We start from the raw sequence: 19473 nt of genomic DNA on the forward strand, positions 1-19473 counted from the left end.
TGCCTGCTCTTTATGAGCGGTCTGGTTGCCGGGAAGGCTTAAGGGAATGACAGAGACCATAAAGGTGGAGCGTCCCACCAAGACGCTGCGGGAACTGGCGCTTGAAAAAGTCCGCGATGCGATCATCAGTGGCTATTTCAAGCCGGGTGACCGGCTGGTCGAGCGTGACCTGTGCGCGCAGCTTGGGGTTAGTCGAACGGTGGTGCGCGAAGTGCTGCGGCATCTGGAGTCCGAGGGTCTGGTCAGCAATCCCCAAAGCAAGGGGCCTATGGTGGCGCTGCTGGACGTTGATGAAGCCCGGCAGATCTATGAAATCCGTGCGGCTTTGGAAGGCATGGCAGCGCGGCTTTGCGCGGAGCGGGACGATCCGGCTATTGTGGCTGGCCTGTCAGAGGCGCTGGATGCCATCAAAGACGGCTATGCTCGTCAGGACATGGTTGATGTCTTGAAGGAAACGACGCGATTTTACGAGACCTTGTTTACCCGGATTGACAGGCAGATTGCCTGGGGCGTGGTAAGACAAATGACCGTGCGGATCAACCATTTGCGCTCGATGACCATTAAGACCGATGGCCGGGCAACGGAGGGGCCAGCCCAGATGCAACGGATTGTCGAGGCCATCCGCAATGGCGACGGACCCGCTGCCGAACAGGCCGCTATCGATCATGTGCAGCGTGCTTCCTGCATAGCTGTTGCTGTGCTTGCGCAGCAGGCTCGATCTGCCGGTGAGATTGAATAGGAATATTCCTTAAAAGAAAAAATAATTCCTACTCGACAAGTTGCTTGACTCTGAAATAGCTTGGCATACCATAATACCAACGTTGATATTTGAGGTAAGCCATGGCCCTGCAAATCCGCAAAACTCTTCTGCATGTGGAGACCACTTTAGTGGAAGGAGGCAAGGCGGCGCCCAAGCCGCTGAAACTCTACGCAGCCTTCGCCGTCGTTAAAAATCCTTGGGCCGGGCGCGGCTTTGTTGAGGATCTGAAGCCGGAAATCCATCAATGTGCTCCGGTTCTCGGTGAACTTCTGACCGGTATGATCCTAGAGGCCGTTGGCTCCGGCGAGGCGGTCGAAGCCTATGGCAAGGTTGCCGTTGTCGGTCTTGATGGCGAGATAGAACATGCTTCGGCGCTGATCCATACGTTGCGGTTCGGCAACCATTACCGCACGGCGGTGGGGGCGAAATCCTATCTCGCCTTCTGCAATACGCGCGGTCCGGCCAATGCCCCAATCATGATCCCGTTGATGGACAAGAATGACGAAGGACGCCGTTCCCATTATCTGACGATCCAGACGGCGATTGCCGATGCGCCAGCGGCCGACGAAATTGTCGTTGGGCTTGGGGCGTCTGTTGGCGGAAGGCCCCATCACCGGATTGGTGACCGCTATCAGGATCTGAAAGATCTGGGCCAGGATGTCGCCAACCCGGCGGGCGTATAAGCGGGGGCGGGACCATGGAGATGGCAGCAATGCGTGGCACGGCTCCATCGCCATTTCCGGCGGTCGAGCGCCAAATTACCCCTGATGGAACCGCTTATGTGGAGCAAGGCGCCGGCGAGCCGCTGGTGCTGGTGCATGGCGTCGGCATGCGGCTGGAAGCATGGTGGCCGCAAATGGCAAGCCTTTCCGCCAACCATCGGGTCATCGCCGTCGATATGCCGGGCCATGGTCAGAGTCTTGCCTTGCCGAAAGGCAGTGAGCTGCCGGATTTCGTTGCCTGGCTCGGCCGGTTTCTGGAGGAAATCAATCTTGGACCGGTCAATCTGGCCGGTCATTCGATGGGCGCGTTGATTGCAGGCGGTGCCGTCGCCAGCTTTCCGCAGAAAATCCGGCGGGTGGCGCTGGTGAATGGCGTCTACCGGCGTGATGCGTCGGCTAAGGCTGCGGTTCTTGCCCGGGCAGAGTCGATTGCCGCTGACGGCATTGATATTGAAGGGCCGTTGAAGCGCTGGTTCGACAGCGATGCCGTCAGCCTTGCCGCTCGCGCCCTGACCGAGCAATGCCTGCGGCAAATGAATGTCGATGCCTATGCCACCGCTTACCGTGCCTTTGCCAATGGGGATGAAACCTATGCGGACTGCTGGCCGCAGGTTGCCTGTCCGGCCCTGTTCCTGACGGGTGCCGGTGATCCGAACTCGACGGCTGAAATGGCTGAGGCCATGGCGGGGCAGGCGCAGCAAGGTATTGCCAGGATCGTTCCCGGCCATCGCCACATGGTCAATCTCACGGCACCGCAAGAGGTGCATGACATCATGGCCGCGTGGCTGGCTTTACCGGAGGCACGTCAATGAGTGCCGATAAAACCAACAGTGAGGCGCGCGGATGAGCGAAGCGATAATCGATCCCCGCAGCCTGCGCGATGCCTTCGGCGCTTTCGCCACCGGCGTCACCGTTGTCACCACGCTTGGTCCTGACGGTTCTCCAATCGGCTTTACCGCCAATTCCTTCACATCGGTTTCGCTCGATCCGCCTTTGCTGCTGGTCTGTCTGGCTAAGACCTCGCGCAATTTTGAGGTGATGACCAAGGCCGAAGGCTTTGCGGTCAATATCTTGTCCGACGGGCAGAAGGAGGTGTCCAACACCTTCGCCCGGCCGGTCGAAGACCGGTTTGCTACTGTGGACTGGCGGCTTGGTCCTCATGGGTCGCCAGTGTTTTCCGGGACGTGTGCCTGGTTTGATTGCAGTTTGGAACAGGTGATCGAGGCAGGCGACCATGTCGTGTTATTGGGGCGGGTACAGGCATTCGACAAAAGCGAGTTGAACGGGCTGGGCTATGCGCGCGGCGGTTATTTCACGCCAGCCCTTGCCGAAAAAGCCGTCAGCGCCGCTAGCGATGGCCCGCTGCATCTGAGCGCCGTTATCGAGCGTGATGGCGAGGTGCTTCTGGTGGGCGAAGGTGGCCGCAGCCTGCCGGGTTGTCATGCGGTCAGCGGCGAGCCGTTGCAGGATTTGAAAGCCCATCTCGAACAGTTGACTGGGCTCGGTATCACCATCGGGTTTCTGTATTCCGTCTACGAAGACAAGAGCGAGGCATGCCAGCATATCGTTTACCGCGCCTTTGCCGCTACTGGCGTGCCGAAATGCGGCAATTTCCTCCCGGTTGACCAGCTTGTCGGTGTGGGCGGGTCGGCCACGGCAGATATTCTCAATCGCTTCGCGGCAGAAAGCTCGCTTGGCAATTTCGGCGTCTATGTTGGCAATGAGACGGCAGGCCGGGTTCACTCCATTGCCAGGAAGGCTTGATCCATGAAGTTCTCTCTCTTCGTCCATATGGAACGGCTCGATGCCAGCCAGAGCCACAAGAGCCTCTATGAGGAATTTCTGCAACTCTGCGAGATCGCCGATAAGGGCGGCATGCATGCGATCTGGACCGGCGAACACCATGGGATGGATTTCACCATTGCGCCCAACCCATTCGTGACCATTGCCGATCTGGCCAACCGGGTGAAAAACGTCCGCCTTGGAACGGGAACGGTGATTGCACCCTTCTGGCACCCGATCAAGCTGGCGGGCGAGGCGGCGATGACCGACCTGATCACCAATGGCCGGTTGGATATCGGCATCGCCCGTGGCGCCTACTCCTTTGAATATGAGCGGTTGATGCCGGGCCTGGATGCCTGGACCGCTGGCCAGCGGATGCGCGAACTGATCCCAGCCGTCAAAGGCGTCTGGGCTGGCGACTATGCCCATCAGGGAGAGTTCTGGAATTTTCCGGCGACCACCTCGGCACCGAAACCTTTGCAGGAACCGATCCCGCTGTGGGTGGCGGCGCGTGATCCCAATTCGCATGATTTTGCCGTGGCCAATGGCTGCAATGTGCAGGTGACGCCGCTGTGGAATGGCGACGGCGAAATCGAAACTCTGATGCAACGGTTTAACGACGCCTGCGAGAAGTCCCCCGATCTGCCGCGCCCGAAAATCATGCTGCTGCTGCATAGCTATGTCGGCTCCAGCGAGGCCGATATCGCCCAAGCGGCCAGGGAGTTGAGCACCTATTACAATTACTTCTTCGCGTGGTTCAAAAACGAGCGTCCAATCCACCAGGGCCTGATCGAAAGGTTGAGCCAGGAGGATATCGACGCCAACGCCATGCTGGCGCCCGAGGTGATGCGGGCCAATATGGCTGTTGGTACAGCGGATGACGTGATCGCCCGGCTGAAACGCTATGAGGCGCTGGGCTATGATGAGTTTTCCTTCTGGATCGACACTGGCATGAGCTTCGAGCGCAAGAAAGGCTCGCTGGAGCGCTTCATTGCCGATGTCATGCCAGCCTTTGCGGAGTAAAGCGATGCAGCGTTTCCAGCTTTACATCGATGGCACCTTCAGTGACGGCGAGGCGCGGTTTGAAAGCCTCGATCCGGCCACTGGCGAGGTCTGGGCCGATATGCCGGAAGCGCGCGAAGCGGATGTGGACCGCGCAGTGGACGCGGCCCATACGGCACTCTATGCCGGGCCATGGGCAAAAATGACCGCCACCCAGCGTGGCAAGCTGATCTACCGGCTGGCCGATCTGATTGCCGCCAATGCGCCAAGGCTTGCGGAGCTGGAAACCCGCGATACCGGCAAAATCATCCGTGAGACAAGCTCGCAAATTGCCTATGTCGCCGATTACTATCGCTATTATGCGGGGCTTGCCGACAAGATCGAAGGTTCGACACTGCCGATCGACAAGCCGGATATGGATGTCTGGCTACGTCGTGAGCCGGTCGGTGTGGTTGCTATGGTCATTCCGTGGAACAGCCAATTGTTTCTCTCGGCGGTCAAGATCGGCCCGGCGCTGGCCGCTGGCTGTACGATGGTGGTGAAGGCCTCGGAAGACGGTCCGGCCCCGATGCTGGAATTTGCCCGGCTGGTGCATGAGGCGGGATTTCCGCCCGGTGTTGTCAATATCATTACCGGCTTCGGGCCTGCTTGCGGTGCAGCACTCACCCGTCATCCCAGGGTTGCACATGTGGCCTTCACCGGTGGGCCGGAGGCAGCGCGGCACGTGGTGCGCAATTCGGCGGAAAATCTGGCTTCCACCTCGTTGGAACTTGGCGGCAAGTCGCCGTTCATCGTCTTTGCCGACGCGGATCTGGAAAGTGCAGCCAATGCGCAGGTCTCCGGCATTTTTGCAGCCACCGGCCAATCCTGCGTTGCCGGATCGCGGTTGATTGTCGAGCGCTCGGTCAAGGGTGCATTCCTGGCCCGGTTGAAGGAGAAGGCCGAAGCAATCCGCATTGGGAGTCCGCTGGATATGGCAACGGAGGTGGGACCGCTCGCCACAAGACGCCAGCAGGATCATGTCGATGCGCTGGTGAAGGCCTCGCTTGCCGCAGGCGCCCGGCTGGTGACGGGAGGGCAGCGCCCAGATGGTCCGGGTAACTTCTATCTGCCGACCATTCTCGATTGCGATGGCGTCAACTCGCCCTCCATGGCGCAGGAATTTTTCGGGCCGGTCCTGTCCGTGGTGTCTTTTGAGAGTGAGGCGCAAGCGCTGCATCTGGCCAATGATACGGCCTATGGTCTGGCGTCAGGCGTGTTTACCCAAAACCTGGCACGCGCGCATCGGATGATACGCGGGCTGCGCGCTGGCGTCGTCTGGGTCAATACCTACCGCGCCGTTTCGCCGATTGCACCTTTTGGCGGCTTTGGCTTGTCCGGCCATGGGCGGGAAGGCGGCATGGCCGCGGTACTGGACTATACCCGCACCAAGACGGTCTGGCTGAAAACCTCAGACGACCCGTTTCCCGATCCGTTCGTGATGCGGTGATAAGAACATGCCCCGGATGGATGGCCCAAAAGAAGCAACCGGCATCCGGGTAAGGCACAATCAAACAAGGACAAGGGAACATGAAAAACAAAACGATTATCGCATCGCTGGCTTTGCTCTTGGGCGTCTCCGGTCAGGCACTGGCCGCTGACTTGGTGTTCACCAGTTGGGGCGGCACCACGCAGGACGTGCAGAAATCCGCCTGGGCGGATAAATTCACCGCGAAAGAAGGCATCAACGTCCTTCAGGACGGCCCGACCGATTACGGCAAGATCAAAGCCATGGTCGAGGCCAAGGGCGTGAACTGGGACGTCGTCGATGTCGAGGGCGACTATGCGATTCAAGCTGGCGACAAGGGCCTGCTGGAAAAGCTCGACTTTAAGACCATCGATAAGACAACGCTCGATCCGCGTTTTGTGACGGATTATTCGGTCGGCAGCTTTTATTATTCCTTCGTGGTCGGCTGCAACAAGGACGCTGTCGCCGCTTGCCCGAAAAGCTGGACGGACCTGTTCGACACCAAGAAATTTCCCGGTAAGCGCACTTTCTACAAATGGTCAGCGCCAGGCGTGATCGAAGCCGCGTTGTTGGCGGATGGCGTGACGCCGGATAAGCTTTATCCGCTTGATCTCGACCGCGCCTTCAAGAAGCTCGACACCATCAAATCCGACATCATCTGGTGGTCGGGCGGTGCGCAGTCGCAGCAATTGCTGGCCTCTGCCGAAGCCCCGTTCGGCTCGTTCTGGAATGGCCGGTTGACGGCGCTGGCCGCGACCGGTGTGACGGTTGAAACCTCCTGGGCGCAGAATATCACGGCAGCCGATGCGCTGGTCGTGCCGAAGGGCACCAAGAACAAGGAAGCGGCGATGAAGTTCATCGCTTTCGCAACCTCGCCCGCGGGTCAGGCCGAGATGGCAGCAGGGACCGGTTATGCGCCTGTGAATACCAAGTCACCGGCGCTGATGGACCCCGCCATCGCCAAGACCTTGCCGGACCAGCAGACCGCGTCGCAGGTCAATGCTGACATGGCCTACTGGGCCAAGCACCGTGACGAGATTGGTGAGCGTTGGTACGCTTGGCAGTCGAAGTAAGCCATACTCTAAAGTAAGACATTTCCGGCACCGTAAACATCCGGTGCCGGAGCGTCCTCAGCGTTACGGCATGTTGCATCCTTTAAATGCACGATGTCGGACGGGTTTCGCAAGGAAACGGCATGGCGTCCCCGATCTCGACTATTGAACAGCCCGTTAGAAACCGGTGGGGTTTCGGCAATAAAGCCGCGACCCTGCCGGCGCTGGTGCTGATCCTGATCTTCTTCGTTCTGCCGGTGCTGGCTCTGCTGACGCGCTCGGTGACGGAGCCGGTTCTCGGCCTTGGCAATTACGGCGCATTGCTGGGAAGCGCGACCTATCTGAAAATCTTCTTCAACACGTTTTTTGTCTCGGCCCTGGTCACGGCAATCTCGCTCGTGATTGGCTTTCCCGTCGCCTGGGCGCTGGCGATCATGCCGCAACGATTGGCCTCCGTGATCTTTGCGATCGTCTTGCTGTCGATGTGGACCAACCTTCTCGCCCGCACCTATGCCTGGATGGTGCTGTTACAGCGCACCGGGGTCATCAACAAAACGCTGATCAGTCTCGGTGTGATCGATACGCCGCTGGTGATGGTCAACAATCTCGTCGGTGTGACCATCGGGATGAGCTACATCATGCTGCCCTTCATCATCATTCCGCTCTATGGGGTGATCCGCAAGATCGATCCGGCGCTGTTGCAGGCGGCAGCACTTTGCGGAGCGACGCGCTGGCAGGCTCTGGTGACGGTGCTGCTGCCGCTTGCCATGCCGGGCTTGGTGTCTGGCGGGTTGATGGTGTTCGTCATGTCACTTGGCTATTTCGTTACACCGTCGCTGCTGGGCGGCACATCCAATATGATGCTGGCCGAGTTGATCGCCCAATTCGTGCAATCCTTGGTCAATTGGGGCATGGGCGGTGCGGCGGCGCTGGTGCTGCTGGTGGTGACGTTGAGCCTTTATGCCCTGCAATTGAAGCTGTTCGGCGCAGCCGGTGAGGGAGGGCGCTGACATGCTTTTGAATTTCAACAGCCTTGGTGTCTGGAAATGGATTTTGCTGGTCATCACGCTGCTGACGGCGGCTTTTCTCCTGCTGCCGATCCTGTTTATCGCCGCCCTGTCCTTCGGCTCCTCGCAATGGCTGATTTTTCCGCCACCCGCCTGGACCACCAAATGGTACGCCCAGCTATTTGCCGATCCGCGCTGGCTGGATGCGGCCTGGACCAGCTTTCGCATTGCCGTCATCGTCACGATCCTGTCGGTGCTGATCGGGCTTTGTGCGTCGTTCGGCCTGGTGCGTGGTCGGTTTCTGGGGCGGAATACTTTGCGAGCACTGTTCATGACGCCGATGATCCTGCCCGTCGTGGTGTTGGCCGTGGCGCTCTATGCGTTTTTCCTGCGCATCGGGCTGAACGGCACGACACTCGGTTTCGTCATCGCCCATCTGGTTGTCGCCTTGCCTTTTTCCATTCTCGCACTGACCAACGCGCTGGAAGGCTTCGATAAATCCATCGAGGATGCCGCCGTGCTCTGCGGTGCCTCGCCGCTGAAGGCGCGGCTGTTGATTACGCTGCCCTGCATTGGTCATGGATTGTTTTCGGCGGCGGTGTTTTCCTTCCTGACCTCCTGGGATGAGGTCGTTCTGGCGATCTTCATGGCAAGCCCGACGCTGCAAACCCTGCCTGTCAAGATCTGGGCAACGCTGCGTCAGGATCTGACGCCGGTGATTGCCGCCGCCTCCACCCTTCTGATCGTCGTCACCATCGCGTTGATGTTGATCACCGCCCTGGTGCGCAAAGGACTGAAAGCATGACGCCTTTTCTGGAAATTCGCGGTATCCGCAAGCAATACGGCCCGGTGGTCGCGGTGCAGGATGTCAATCTTGAGGTGGCAAAGGGCGAGTTCATGACTTTTCTCGGTCCTTCCGGGTCAGGCAAGAGCACGACGCTTTATATTCTCGCCGGTTTCGAACAGCCGAGTGCGGGTGATATGCTGCTATCGGGCAAGAGCGTGTTGCAGACCCCATCGCACCAACGCAATATCGGCATGGTATTTCAACGCTACACGCTGTTTCCGCATTTATCGGTCGGCCAGAACATTGCCTTTCCGCTGAAAATGCGCGGCTGGTCGAAGGCCGATATCACCGAGCGTGTCCGCAAGATGCTGCAATTGGTGCGGCTGGAAGGCTATGAGGATCGCAAACCGGCGCAAATGTCCGGTGGCCAACAGCAGCGCGTCGCGCTGGCACGGGCGCTGGCCTATGATCCACCGGTGCTTTTGATGGACGAACCGCTTTCGGCGCTGGACAAAAAGCTGCGCGAGGAAATCCAGCACGAGATCCGCCGCATCCATCACCAAACGGATGTTACCATCCTTTACGTCACCCATGACCAGGAAGAGGCGCTGCGGCTTTCCGACCGGATTGCGGTGTTTTCCAAGGGGGTGATCGACCAGATCGGCACCGGCGCCGAGCTTTACGCCAATCCGGCGACGCGGTTTGTGGCGGAGTTTATCGGGGACAGCGATTTTCTGCCCTGCGTGGTGACCGATACCAGGGAGGGTAAGGCCGAAATCCGCCTTGGTGATTATCTGGCAATCGGAAATATTCCGCTGCATGGGAAGGCGCAGAGTGGAAGCAATGCCATGCTGATGCTGCGCCCGGAGCGGTTGACGTTGTTTTCGGCTCAAGGACCGGGAATGCTTGCTGCCAAGATTGAGGACATTACGTTTCTCGGCAATACCATTCATATCGCGCTATTGAGCGAAGGCGGGCATGGCCTGTCCGTGCGTCTGCCCTTCGGCCATGCCGCACTGGATGGATTGACGATCGGTGCGCCTGTTGCGCTGGGGTTCGATCCGGCGTCGGCGCATGTTTTTGCAGAATAGCGCTTTGGGAGAACAGCTTCCTGAAAATGCTATAATCTACAACTTTTACGATCTTGATTAGGATCAACGGCCAGAACCACCTTCAGCGCTATCATTACCTCATCGACGCGACCGATGTCGGTAATGCGCGCCGCAGCAATGACTGCAAAGGACGGTTCCATGGCTTACGCAACAACCAATCCCTATACTGGCGAAACTCTTATCACTTTTCCCGAAGCAACCGACGCTGCCGTTCAGGCGGCCATTACGGCGGCGGATGCCGCATTTCAGCAATGGCGGCAGACATCCTTTGCCGAGCGGGCCAAGGTCATGCATGCTGCCGCCGAAATCCTGCGCGGCCAGACGGATGATTATGCCAAGCTGCTGACCCTGGAAATGGGCAAGCTGATGTCCGAAGCACGGGCCGAGGTGGGCCTGTCTGCCGATATCCTCGATTACTACGCGATCAATGCCGAACGCCTGTTGAAGCCGGAACAGCTTCCCGTCGCCCATAGGGCTGAAGGTGAGGCGATCCTGGTGCATGAGCCTCTCGGTGTGCTGTTGGCCATCGAGCCCTGGAATTTCCCCTATTACCAGATCGCTCGGATTATCGCGCCTCAGCTGTCGGCCGGGAATACCATGCTGTTGAAGCATGCGTCGAATGTGCCGCAATGCGCAGCAGCTTTTGAGCGGTTGATGCTGGAGGCCGGTCTGCCGAAGGGTGGGTTCACCAATCTTTATGCGACGCGGACCCAGGTGGAAATGATCCTCAACGACCCGCGCGTCCATGGCGTGGCTTTGACCGGTTCGGAAGGCGCGGGCGCCACCATTGCCGCGCAGGCGGGGCAGGCGCTGAAAAAATCCACCATGGAACTGGGAGGCGCCGATGCCTTCGTGGTCTTGGCCGATGCCGATCTGGAAAAGACCGTGAAATGGGCGGTCTTCGGTCGCCACTGGAATGGCGGTCAGGTCTGCGTCTCATCCAAGCGGATGATTATCGTTGATGCGGTCTATGATGCTTTTCTGGAGCAATACAAAACCGGTGTCGCCGGGCTGAAAGCCGGTGATCCGTTCGATCCGCAAACAACGCTTGCGCCGCTATCCTCACAAGGGGCTGCCGACGAGATCCGTCAAAAGATTGCCGAAGCCGTGTCTTATGGGGCAACGGCAACGGAAGTCGGGCCTCCGGTGCCAAACCAGGGCGCTTTCGTGCAGCCAACCATCCTGACCGATCTGGCCGACGACAATCCGGCCCGTTATTGGGAGTTTTTCGGCCCGGTCTCCATGCTGTTTCGCGCCAAGGATGACGATGACGCGATCCGCATCGCCAATGATACGCCCTATGGTTTGGGTGGCTCGATCTTTACCCGGGACACCGCGCGCGGTGTCGCGCTTGCCCACCGGATCACCACTGGCATGGTGTTCATCAACCACCCGACCATGGTCAAGGCGGACCTGCCGTTCGGTGGCGTCAAACGTTCGGGCTATGGCCGCGAATTGCTGGGCCTCGGCATCAAGGAATTCGTCAACCACAAGCTGATCGATGTCGTTGATATTGATGCACCGTTCTGATTTTAATACGTAAAATCAAATGCTCACCTCGGTCTGTTTATAAGACCAAGGTGGGCGTTTGACGTAAAGGGACGTTTTGCTCCTTCGCTGAGACATCCCATTCAGACACCGTAAAAACGGCGCGCATTGGTCTCGAAAATCAGCGTGAGATCATCAGGGCCGAAATGGGCGGACAACAATGTGCGGGCCAGATTGGCAACTTCGCCATAGCTGGCGGCCAGCGTGCAAACCGGCCAATCGCTGCCAAACATCAGCCGGTTGGGACCGAAACATTTGATAACATGGTCCACATAGGGACGAAAATCGTCAAGCGTCCAATCCGGATTGGCTTCTGTGACCATGCCGGAAACCTTACAGCAGACCTGGCTGAAACCGGAGATTTCCGTCATATGGTCGCGCCACGGGTCAAGTGTGCCTTTGGCAATCTGCGGCTTGGAAATATGATCGACCACGGCCTTCAGGTCCGGCACCTGTTTCAGTGCCGCGATCACATGCGGTAAATGGCGCGGGAAGGTCAGAATATCGAAAGGCAGGCCGCTGTCAGCAATGGCTTTGAGGCTATCGATCACCTTCGGGCGCAGGATATAGGTGTCGTCGGCCAAGCTTTGCAGCATGGGACGGATGCCGATGAAATCAGGATTTGTACGGTAGTGTTTCAGCCGGGTGGCAAAATCATCGGCTTCCAGATCGAGCCAGCCGACAACACCTGCAACGAAGTCAGTCTTTGCGGCGATCGTCAGCAGAAAATCGGTCTCTGCCTGGGTTTCCGCCGCCTGAACCAGAATGGTCCGGGTTATTCCGGCCCGGCGCATGTCGGGTTCCAGATCCTTTGGCAGGAAATTGCGATAAATCGCTCCGAGATCAGGCGTCAGCCAGCCGTAATCGCCACGGTCGACTTTCCAGAAATGTTGATGGCTGTCGAGCATCCGAAACTTTTCACTCTGGCTTATGCGGGACGAACCACGCCCTTCTTCAAGATGATATTGCCGTACAGTCGCCGCTCGCCGGTTGAGATCACCGCAAAGGCGGCTTTGGACCGGTCGTAGAAAGCGAAGCGGTCGATGAGATCCAGTTCGATTTTGCGATTTTCGGCGCTCTCTATGATTGTTTCGAATTCGGCATAGATGGCAGGCCGCTCGCCCGGCGCGTCCATTACGCCAGCTGGGTATTCGACAAAATCATCAAGCGGCATCAGCGAGAGAATGGCCTCCATCACAGCACATGCGTCGATGCCCGGCATCTGCACCAGACGGTTGGCGGCGGTGATGGCGGGGAAGTTGGCGTCGGCGATAACGATTTCATCGCCATGGCCCATATCTGCGAGGATAGCGAGAAGATCGCCGGTCAAAAGCGGGTTGATGGTTTTCAGCATGGTCGTCCTCCGGGGTAGGTTAATGGCTTATAAGGCCTTCGGCGCGCAGTTGCGCCCAAAGATCCTCGGGAATGTCCTGTTCGAACCAGCCAATATTGGTGGAGATCTGCTCTGCGGTTTTTGCGCCGATCACCACGCAGGTCGCAGCCGGATGGCGCAGCGGAAACTGGATGGCGGCGGCGGGAAGCGGCACGGCGAAACTGTCGCAGATGACCCTCAACCTTTCGGCCTTATCGACAATATCCTGCGGAGCATCGGCGTAGTTGAACTTGCGACGACCTGTCGTTGAGGCAAGAATGCCGGAATTGAAGACGCCCGCAACCACCAGCGCCATGCCGCGTTTCTGGGCCAATGGCAGAAACTGTTGTTCCGCATCCTGGTCCAGCAACGTATAGCGGCCCGCCAGCATGGAACAGTCGAGGTCAGCCTCTTCCAGCGCATCGCGGATGATCTGCCATTCGTTGACGCCAAGGCCGAAGCCTTTGATGTCACCTGCATCGCGCAATTGCGTCAATGCCCGGAAGCCGCCCCTCCTGGTCAAAGCTGACCAGTGATGCTCGTGCAGATCGGCATGGGTGACGCTGCCGATGTCATGCACATAGAGAATGTCGGGATTGGGAAAGCCCAATCGCTGCTGGCTGTCATCGAAGCTGCGCATGATGCCGTCATAGCTGTAATCAAACACCTCGCGGAAATTCAAGCCGTTCCACCAGCCAGGATCGAGCGGGTTTTTCGGCGGAGCCGGGGGAAGCTTTCGGCCCACCCGCTCCGTGGTCATCAACCTTCCGACCTTGGTGCTGATCGCCCAGTCTCGTTGCTCGGGATTTTTCTCCCGCAATAATTCCCCAACAAGATGTTCGGAACGGCCATTGCCATACATGGGTGCTGTATCGAAATAGCGGATACCAGCCTCCCAGGCATGATCAAGCATGGCGGTGGCATCATCTTTGGCTACAGACGCATACAATCCGCCTAGCGGGGCTGTGCCGACGCCAAGCGCGGTGACAGTCAGGCCGGTCTTGCCGATCGGGCGTTTTTCAGTCGCTTTCATGGTGTTTCCCTTGGCTTTAAATGTGGGCGCGGGTCTTGCGCCTTGCCCAGACAACCGTGGCGACGCCGCATAGCAGCAGCAGGCCGCGCACGATCTGGCGTTGCGCATCCGTCCAGCCGAGCAGGGCGGCGCCGCTCAAAAGTGTGGCCAGGAGCAGAACGGCGGTGACGGTGCCTATGACATTGGGCTTGCCGTATTTCAGCGCCATGCCCCCCAGCAGAACTGAGGTCAGGCCGTCGATGAAATAGGAACTGCCGATATAGGGTTGACCTGACGAGAGATCGGCTGTCAGCAGGATCCCTGCCAGCGCCGACACAAGGCCAGACAGCACGTAGAGCATCAGCAGCAATCGGTTGACTGGCACGCCCGCTTCGATCACGGCGGCGCGGTTCTGCTCCATGGCATAGAGATAATGGCCAAAGGTCAGCCTTTCCTGAATAAACCAGGCGGTGGCATAGAGAAGCGCGACGATGACCGTCAGCAGCGGGATGATGCCGAGGTTGACGTGCAGGAGAGAGCCGATAAAGCCGGTGGAGGAGAGGGAAATCGATGTGCCGAGGCCGATTGCAGCGGCAATCGATCCGGCCAGCCCGCCCGTGGCGATGGTGATGACAAGGGCTGGAAGCTTGAAGATCGCCACAAGCAGTCCGTTTACCAGACCAAAAACGAGGCCGAGCAACAAGCCCGCAAGGCAGGCCACCGCCCAGTTTTGGCCTGATGCAACCAGGGCTGCCACGACCATATTGGCAAGCGCTGCAACGGACATGAAGCTGACATCGATTTCACCTGCCGCAATGATCCAGGTCAGCCCCAGAAACATCAGTGCCGCGATGCTGGCTGAGCGCAGCATGTCATTGATGTTACCACCACTGACGAAGCTGGGGCGCAGCCAAGCAAACAGAACAATAAGCAGCACCAGCAGCAGGAATAATCCGTAGCGCAGGAAAAATCCCTGCATGTCCACCCGGCCCGGAGTTGCGGCACTTTGCACAGTCGTCATGGTGATATCCGTTGCGTTTTTCATCCGTTATCTCCCGTTTTTACCCGCTGCTTTTCGGCCGAAAATGTCGCCAAACAGCGTTGTGAGCTTCGGATCGAAAATGCCAATGGCGAGGATCAGCACGGTGCTGACAATGGCGTCACTGTAATAATAGGGAATGGCAAGCAGGGTGAAGCCGTTCAGCATGGCCGACATCAATAGCGCCCCGGCAAGCGTCGCTGGAATGGAGGGGGAACCAAACAGGGCAGCCCCGAGGTAAACGGCGGCAAAGGCTGGCATCATCAACTGGTTGCCCGCCGTCACATTGGCTGCCCCCGATGAGGCAACCAGCAGCGTGATGCCAAGACAGCTCAGCGCGCCGCAAAGGCCGAAGGCCGTTAGGATATAGGTCTTCACCCTGATGCCGGAAAACACCGCCGAACGCCGGTTTTCGCCTGTCGCATAAAAGGCCCTGCCAAAGCGGGTACAGTGCAGGATAACGAAAGCCACGATGGCCGTTGCCAGCAGGATGACCACGGGCATGTCGAGCGCCAGGAATTTTGAATCGTTCAGGTCGAGGATGCCCGACATGAAGAAGTTTTCCGAAATCGATGTGCCGTTGCTGTAGAAATAGGACAATCCGACAGCCACGCCGCCGGTGGCAATGGTGGTGACGATATCGGGCAGCCGTAGATAGGAAATGACCGTGCCGTTGATCAGCCCGGCCATCAGCCCGACGCCGATGCCGCCCAGCACACTCGCAGACAGGCTGTAGTCATTGGCAAGTAGCCAGCCGAGTGTCATTGCGCCCAACGATGCAACGCCTGGAAAGGAGAGGTCGAAATGGCGAACCACAATGACGAAGGTCAGTCCGATGGCCGTCAAGCCGTTGACCGACATATGGCGCAGCAGGGCGTGCAGGTTGTTTTCGGTCAGATAGGCGGGAGCGAAGGACTGAAAGACCACCGCAATCGCGCAAAGCAGGATCAGGAAGGCGGAAAGCCGCAAGGCGAGCGGCGAGGATTTGAACGAGGCAATCATGATCGTGCTCCCATGATTCCGGCAGACAGAAGTTGGTCGCGGCTGGGGCGCTGGTCGGCGACGGCAACAGGGCGGCCTTTGTAAAGGGCGATCATCCGGTCGGCGACGCCATGCACCTCGTCGCAATCGGACGAAATCACCAGCACGCCCGCATGCTGCGACAGTTCCCGCATCAGCGCATAGAGCGTGGCGCGTGCGCCTATATCGACGCCGACCGTTGGTTCAACGAAGATATAAATGTCAGCATCGCGGTAGAGCCCCTTGGCGATAACGATCTTCTGTTGGTTCCCGCCGGAAAAGGCACTGGCCGGGCGGTCCAGTGTCATCGGGTGAAGGGCAACACGGCGGGCCAACTGCTCGGAAATTTTACGGCTGGAGGAAAATTTCAACAACCCGCCCAAAAACGAGGCTTTCTTCAGATGCGCCAATGTCATGTTGAAAATCACATTGCGCGACAGGGTAAGGCCTTCGGTGCGACGGTCGCCGGGAACCAGGAAAATGCCCTTACGCAGCGCGTCATGCGGGTCTTTCAACGTCACCGGCTTGCCCTTGATGCGGATCGTGCCGGTGTCGGGGCGGATAACGCCGAACAGCGCCTTTGATAATTCATCGGCGCCGGAGCCAACGAGGCCGAAAATACCGAGGATTTCGCCGCGCCGCAGGGTGAAGCTCACGCCGGAAAACAGACCCGGTCTTTCAAGACCCGCTACTTCCAGAAGTGCTTCCCCTGCGGCGCTGGCGGCCTTGGGAGGAAAGATATTGCCCGGCTTTTCATCCAGCATCAGTTCGGGAATGGATATGTTGCTGTCGCGCGCCTCACGGCAGGTGAAGGTGGCAACGCGCTTTCCTGCCCGGAACACGGTGAAGCGGTCGCCTATCTCGAAAACCTCTTCCAGCCGGTGGGTGATGTAGATAATGGCGATGCCCGCCGCTTTCAGGTGCCGCATCAATTGGAACAGGGATGTCTTTTCGCGCTCGGTCAGCGTCGAGGTCGGCTCATCGAGAATGAGGATGCGGATATCCTCACGTCTGAGCGCATGCAGAATGGCGACTATTTCTCGGTCGACGGCAGGCATTTCACCGACGCGCTGGTCGAGATCGACTTCGATCGGAAAGCGTTTCAGCAGCAAGGCCGCTTCGGTCTTCAGAACTTTGCGATCTATGCGGCGGCCAAGACCGGCCTTGGTCGATTCCTGGCCAAGAAAAATGTTTTCCACGCCGGTGAAGTCATCGACCAGTTCCGGATGTTGCTGCACAGACGCGATGCCGCAGGCAATTGCCGCTGCCGGGCTGCCGAGTTCCACCGTTTCCCCGGCGATGACGATTGTACCAGCATCCTTGGAATAGACGCCGGAAAGGATCTTGATCAAGGTCGATTTGCCCGCGCCATTGATGCCCAGCAGCGCGTGGATTTCGCCTGCGTCCAGCGAGAAATCGACGTTGTCCAGCGCCTTGACGACGCCGAACCGTTTTTCGATTCCCTTCATGTCGAGAATGGCTGTCATATCCTGCACCCGCGCCTTTCCGGCTGTATTGATGGAGCCGGCAGGCCTGACGCGCCTGCCGGAGTGACAGATTAAAGCGCGCGCGCCCAACCCAGTTTGATGGCTTCGCCCGGTTGATCGTAATTGTCGGGAATGTCCTTCAGGGGCTTCAGGCTGTCCTCTGTCACCGCATAGGACGGGGTGATGACGAAGCGCGGTGCTTTGCGGCCTGCGACGACCTCATGGGCATAAAAGGCATTCATATAGGCCATTTCGTAGAAGCTCTGGGCCATGGTCATGGCAAAGGGCGAACCGGCCTTGATATATTCAAAGGATTGGCGGCCACCATCGATACCGGTGATGAACACCTTGCGGCCTGCGGCGCGAATGGCGAGTGTTCCTTCGGAGGCTGCACCATCCCAGGCGCACCAGATGGCGTTTAATTCAGGGTTGGCCGTCAGGATGTTGTCCACCACCTGACGGGGCGTCGTCGTGCCGCCCAGGGCAAAGGCGATTTCTGAAACGACCTTGATATCGGGAAAGCGGACGAAGACCGACTTTGCGCCCAAGGTGCGCTGGTCCCAGGACTCGTTGGAGGGCAGGCTAACGAGGGCGACCTGTCCCTTGCCGTTCAGCCGTTTGGCAATATATTCCGCTCCGGCTGCCCCGAGGCCGAAATTATTCGACATGGCGGTGGAGGTTACCGTGGTGTTTGGCACATAGCTGTCACCACAGAAAATCGGGATGCCGGAGGCTACGGCTGCCTGCACAGCGGGCGAAATCGCGGCGGCATCGGCGGGCGTGATAAAGATCGCCGCTGGCTTGGACGCAACGAAGGAGGCGATTTGATCGGCTTGCTTCTTGATGTCGTAATTGGCATCGGCGATGGTCAATGTTCCGCCCAGACGCGAAACGGCATCCTTATAGCCATTGACGATATGGCGACCCGATTCCCAGACGGTCCAGCCAAGCGACGCACAGAATTTCAGATCCTCGGCACCCGCCAGGCGCGGCTTGCTGAGGGCCGCTGCCACGGTGAGGGCTGCGCCTGCACTCAATACGCCACGGCGGCTCAGTTTCAGGTCGCCCATGAACCGGCTGCGATCCTTGGTTTCCTCAAAGTCAGTCATTGTGTTCTCCTCCCACTCGATTGTTTTCGTTGCCTCGGTTTTCAGGCCGATTCCTGGAGCAACGCCAGGTAATCCTCCCGGCTGGCGAGCCGGGGATTGGTGGCGTGGCAATGGTCTTTCAGGGCTTCTCCGGCGATTTTTTCCATCATCGCTTTCGTCACACCCATGGCTTTCAGGCCAGATGGCATGCCGATATCGTGGTTCAGCGATGCCGTGACCTCATCCGGCGCGCCACCCATGATGTCTGCCATCACGTCCCATTTCGCGCCGATGACGGAGCGGTTGAAGCGCAAGACGGCGGGCATCAGCACTGCATTCAACGTGCCATGGTGCAGATTAAGCTCGCGGATCGCGCCAAGCGGATGGGTCAGCGCATGCACGGCGCCGAGACCTTTCTGGAATGCCATGGCGCCTTCCAGCGCAGTCATCATCATGTCCCAGCGCGCCTGCCGGTCGCTTCCATTGGCAACCGCCTTTCGAATGGCAGGAAAGCCGCGCTTCAAACCGTCGAGCGCAATCGCATCGGCAGGCGGATTGACGGATGGACCCATATAGGTTTCCAGGCAGTGGGAGAGGGCATCCATGCCGGTTGCGGCGGTCAAAAACGGCGGCAGGCCATAGGTCAGTTCCGGGTCGCAGAGCGCAATGGAGGGTAGCATGTGGCCGCTCAATATACCGAGCTTGCGGCCTTCCCTGGTGATGATCACAGCAGCGCGGCCCACTTCCGAACCGGTGCCGGATGTGGTTGGCACGGCAATCATCGGACAGATGCGCCCGTGGATTTTTGAGGCGCCGCCTTCCACAGCAGTATATTGCGCCAAGGGTGCCGCATGACCGGTCAGAAGCCGGACGGCCTTGGCCAGATCGAGCGAGGAACCGCCGCCGAGACCGACAATGCCGTCGCATCCGGCGCTTTTATAGAGGTCATAAGCCTGGGTGACGGCCTCTTCCGTCGGATTGGCCGGAGTGCCGTCAAACACCGCGGGTGTTTCATCAAACAGGCTGAGGACTTTCGCAACCAGACCAGTCGAAACCAGTCCTTTGTCTGTTGCGATCAGCGGCTTTTTCACGCCGAGTTCAGCCAGCAACGCAGGCAATGTTGAAATTGCGCCCTCGTTGAATTCAATCCGTGTCAAATAATTGATTGTCGCCATG

At 58.6% G+C, this 19473-nt stretch carries 19 protein-coding genes; 11 read left to right on the plus strand and 8 right to left on the minus strand.

Annotation, left to right across the window (positions count from 1 at the left end; all coding sequences use genetic code 11):
• Positions 1 to 46 precede the first annotated feature (46 nt).
• From G6L01_RS22300 to G6L01_RS22350, 11 genes are all read left to right on the plus strand, one after another.
• Positions 47 to 739: a GntR family transcriptional regulator gene (locus tag G6L01_RS22300; protein WP_070163261.1), complete on the plus strand. Its 693-nt coding sequence runs from the start codon at positions 47 to 49 to the stop codon at positions 737 to 739.
• A 101-nt stretch (positions 740 to 840) separates the two neighbouring features.
• Positions 841 to 1443, plus strand: a complete 603-nt coding sequence (locus tag G6L01_RS22305) for an amino acid synthesis family protein (RefSeq protein ID WP_060716131.1) — start codon at positions 841 to 843, stop codon at positions 1441 to 1443.
• 20 nt (positions 1444 to 1463) lie between these two features.
• Positions 1464 to 2294 carry an alpha/beta fold hydrolase gene (locus G6L01_RS22310; RefSeq protein WP_420359976.1) on the plus strand — a complete coding sequence of 277 codons (831 nt, stop codon included), beginning with the start codon at positions 1464 to 1466 and terminating at the stop codon, positions 2292 to 2294.
• Between the two features lie 31 nt (positions 2295 to 2325).
• Positions 2326 to 3246: a flavin reductase family protein gene (locus G6L01_RS22315; protein ID WP_070163263.1), complete on the plus strand. Its 921-nt coding sequence runs from the start codon at positions 2326 to 2328 to the stop codon at positions 3244 to 3246.
• Positions 3247 to 3249: 3 nt separating this feature from the next.
• Positions 3250 to 4287, plus strand: a complete 1038-nt coding sequence (locus tag G6L01_RS22320) for an LLM class flavin-dependent oxidoreductase (RefSeq protein ID WP_070163264.1) — start codon at positions 3250 to 3252, stop codon at positions 4285 to 4287.
• A 4-nt stretch (positions 4288 to 4291) separates the two neighbouring features.
• The gene (locus G6L01_RS22325) at positions 4292 to 5755 is read left to right on the plus strand and encodes an aldehyde dehydrogenase (protein WP_070163265.1); all 1464 of its coding nucleotides are present in this window, start codon (positions 4292 to 4294) and stop codon (positions 5753 to 5755) included.
• A gap of 80 nt (positions 5756 to 5835) precedes the next feature.
• Complete coding sequence (locus tag G6L01_RS22330; RefSeq protein WP_070163266.1) at positions 5836 to 6846, plus strand: ABC transporter substrate-binding protein; 1011 nt, start codon at positions 5836 to 5838, stop codon at positions 6844 to 6846.
• A gap of 86 nt (positions 6847 to 6932) precedes the next feature.
• Positions 6933 to 7835, plus strand: coding sequence for an ABC transporter permease (locus tag G6L01_RS22335; RefSeq protein WP_139190060.1), 903 nt, complete (start codon positions 6933 to 6935; stop codon positions 7833 to 7835).
• A 1-nt stretch (position 7836) separates the two neighbouring features.
• Positions 7837 to 8637 (plus strand): ABC transporter permease, encoded by an 801-nt coding sequence (locus tag G6L01_RS22340; protein ID WP_070163267.1) that lies wholly within the window; start codon positions 7837 to 7839, stop codon positions 8635 to 8637.
• On the plus strand, positions 8634 to 9710 hold the full coding sequence (locus G6L01_RS22345; protein WP_070163268.1) for an ABC transporter ATP-binding protein: 1077 nt from the start codon (positions 8634 to 8636) through the stop codon (positions 9708 to 9710). The genes G6L01_RS22340 and G6L01_RS22345 overlap by 4 nt, the downstream gene beginning before the upstream one ends.
• 159 nt (positions 9711 to 9869) lie before the next feature.
• A complete protein-coding gene (locus G6L01_RS22350; protein WP_070163269.1) occupies positions 9870 to 11261 on the plus strand; it encodes an NAD-dependent succinate-semialdehyde dehydrogenase in 1392 nt (463 codons plus the stop codon).
• Between the two features lie 101 nt (positions 11262 to 11362).
• On the opposite strand, the gene G6L01_RS22355 is transcribed toward G6L01_RS22350, so the two are convergent.
• The 8 genes from G6L01_RS22355 to G6L01_RS22390 all read right to left on the minus strand — a co-directional run bounded on the left by G6L01_RS22355 (position 11363) and on the right by G6L01_RS22390 (position 19472).
• A complete protein-coding gene (locus tag G6L01_RS22355) occupies positions 11363 to 12187 on the minus strand; it encodes an amidohydrolase family protein (protein WP_070163270.1) in 825 nt (274 codons plus the stop codon).
• Between the two features lie 20 nt (positions 12188 to 12207).
• Positions 12208 to 12633 (minus strand): RbsD/FucU family protein, encoded by a 426-nt coding sequence (locus G6L01_RS22360; protein ID WP_070163271.1) that lies wholly within the window; start codon positions 12631 to 12633, stop codon positions 12208 to 12210.
• Between the two features lie 19 nt (positions 12634 to 12652).
• Positions 12653 to 13684 (minus strand): aldo/keto reductase, encoded by a 1032-nt coding sequence (locus G6L01_RS22365; protein ID WP_071207152.1) that lies wholly within the window; start codon positions 13682 to 13684, stop codon positions 12653 to 12655.
• A 16-nt stretch (positions 13685 to 13700) separates the two neighbouring features.
• Entirely contained in the window at positions 13701 to 14708 is a 1008-nt protein-coding gene (locus G6L01_RS22370; RefSeq protein WP_070163273.1) for an ABC transporter permease, read from the minus strand.
• 3 nt (positions 14709 to 14711) lie between these two features.
• Complete coding sequence (locus G6L01_RS22375) at positions 14712 to 15704, minus strand: ABC transporter permease (protein ID WP_070163274.1); 993 nt, start codon at positions 15702 to 15704, stop codon at positions 14712 to 14714.
• The gene (locus G6L01_RS22380; RefSeq protein ID WP_070163492.1) at positions 15701 to 17209 is read right to left on the minus strand and encodes a sugar ABC transporter ATP-binding protein; all 1509 of its coding nucleotides are present in this window, start codon (positions 17207 to 17209) and stop codon (positions 15701 to 15703) included. Before G6L01_RS22380 ends, G6L01_RS22375 begins: the two co-directional genes overlap by 4 nt.
• Positions 17210 to 17280: 71 nt before the next feature.
• Positions 17281 to 18318 (minus strand): sugar ABC transporter substrate-binding protein, encoded by a 1038-nt coding sequence (locus G6L01_RS22385; protein WP_070163275.1) that lies wholly within the window; start codon positions 18316 to 18318, stop codon positions 17281 to 17283.
• A gap of 41 nt (positions 18319 to 18359) precedes the next feature.
• A complete protein-coding gene (locus G6L01_RS22390; protein WP_070163276.1) occupies positions 18360 to 19472 on the minus strand; it encodes an iron-containing alcohol dehydrogenase in 1113 nt (370 codons plus the stop codon).
• Between the last annotated feature and the right edge of the window lies 1 nt (position 19473).

This window comes from Agrobacterium vitis (assembly GCF_013337045.2).
Taxonomy (GTDB): Bacteria; Pseudomonadota; Alphaproteobacteria; order Rhizobiales; family Rhizobiaceae; genus Allorhizobium; species Allorhizobium vitis_B.

Bases quoted from the DNA above. Each gene is read 5' to 3' on its own strand.
- G6L01_RS22300 (WP_070163261.1), top strand. From the start codon at position 47: ATGACAGAGACCATAAAGGTGGAGCGTCCCACCAAGACGCTGCGGGAA.
- G6L01_RS22305 (WP_060716131.1), top strand. From the start codon at position 841: ATGGCCCTGCAAATCCGCAAAACTCTTCTGCATGTGGAGACCACTTTA.
- G6L01_RS22310 (WP_420359976.1), top strand. From the start codon at position 1,464: ATGGCAGCAATGCGTGGCACGGCTCCATCGCCATTTCCGGCGGTCGAG.
- G6L01_RS22315 (WP_070163263.1), top strand. From the start codon at position 2,326: ATGAGCGAAGCGATAATCGATCCCCGCAGCCTGCGCGATGCCTTCGGC.
- G6L01_RS22320 (WP_070163264.1), top strand. From the start codon at position 3,250: ATGAAGTTCTCTCTCTTCGTCCATATGGAACGGCTCGATGCCAGCCAG.
- G6L01_RS22325 (WP_070163265.1), top strand. From the start codon at position 4,292: ATGCAGCGTTTCCAGCTTTACATCGATGGCACCTTCAGTGACGGCGAG.
- G6L01_RS22330 (WP_070163266.1), top strand. From the start codon at position 5,836: ATGAAAAACAAAACGATTATCGCATCGCTGGCTTTGCTCTTGGGCGTC.
- G6L01_RS22335 (WP_139190060.1), top strand. From the start codon at position 6,933: ATGCACGATGTCGGACGGGTTTCGCAAGGAAACGGCATGGCGTCCCCG.
- G6L01_RS22340 (WP_070163267.1), top strand. From the start codon at position 7,837: ATGCTTTTGAATTTCAACAGCCTTGGTGTCTGGAAATGGATTTTGCTG.
- G6L01_RS22345 (WP_070163268.1), top strand. From the start codon at position 8,634: ATGACGCCTTTTCTGGAAATTCGCGGTATCCGCAAGCAATACGGCCCG.
- G6L01_RS22350 (WP_070163269.1), top strand. From the start codon at position 9,870: ATGGCTTACGCAACAACCAATCCCTATACTGGCGAAACTCTTATCACT.
- G6L01_RS22355 (WP_070163270.1), bottom strand. From the start codon at position 12,187: ATGCTCGACAGCCATCAACATTTCTGGAAAGTCGACCGTGGCGATTAC.
- G6L01_RS22360 (WP_070163271.1), bottom strand. From the start codon at position 12,633: ATGCTGAAAACCATCAACCCGCTTTTGACCGGCGATCTTCTCGCTATC.
- G6L01_RS22365 (WP_071207152.1), bottom strand. From the start codon at position 13,684: ATGAAAGCGACTGAAAAACGCCCGATCGGCAAGACCGGCCTGACTGTC.
- G6L01_RS22370 (WP_070163273.1), bottom strand. From the start codon at position 14,708: ATGAAAAACGCAACGGATATCACCATGACGACTGTGCAAAGTGCCGCA.
- G6L01_RS22375 (WP_070163274.1), bottom strand. From the start codon at position 15,704: ATGATTGCCTCGTTCAAATCCTCGCCGCTCGCCTTGCGGCTTTCCGCC.
- G6L01_RS22380 (WP_070163492.1), bottom strand. From the start codon at position 17,209: ATGACAGCCATTCTCGACATGAAGGGAATCGAAAAACGGTTCGGCGTC.
- G6L01_RS22385 (WP_070163275.1), bottom strand. From the start codon at position 18,318: ATGACTGACTTTGAGGAAACCAAGGATCGCAGCCGGTTCATGGGCGAC.
- G6L01_RS22390 (WP_070163276.1), bottom strand. From the start codon at position 19,472: ATGGCGACAATCAATTATTTGACACGGATTGAATTCAACGAGGGCGCA.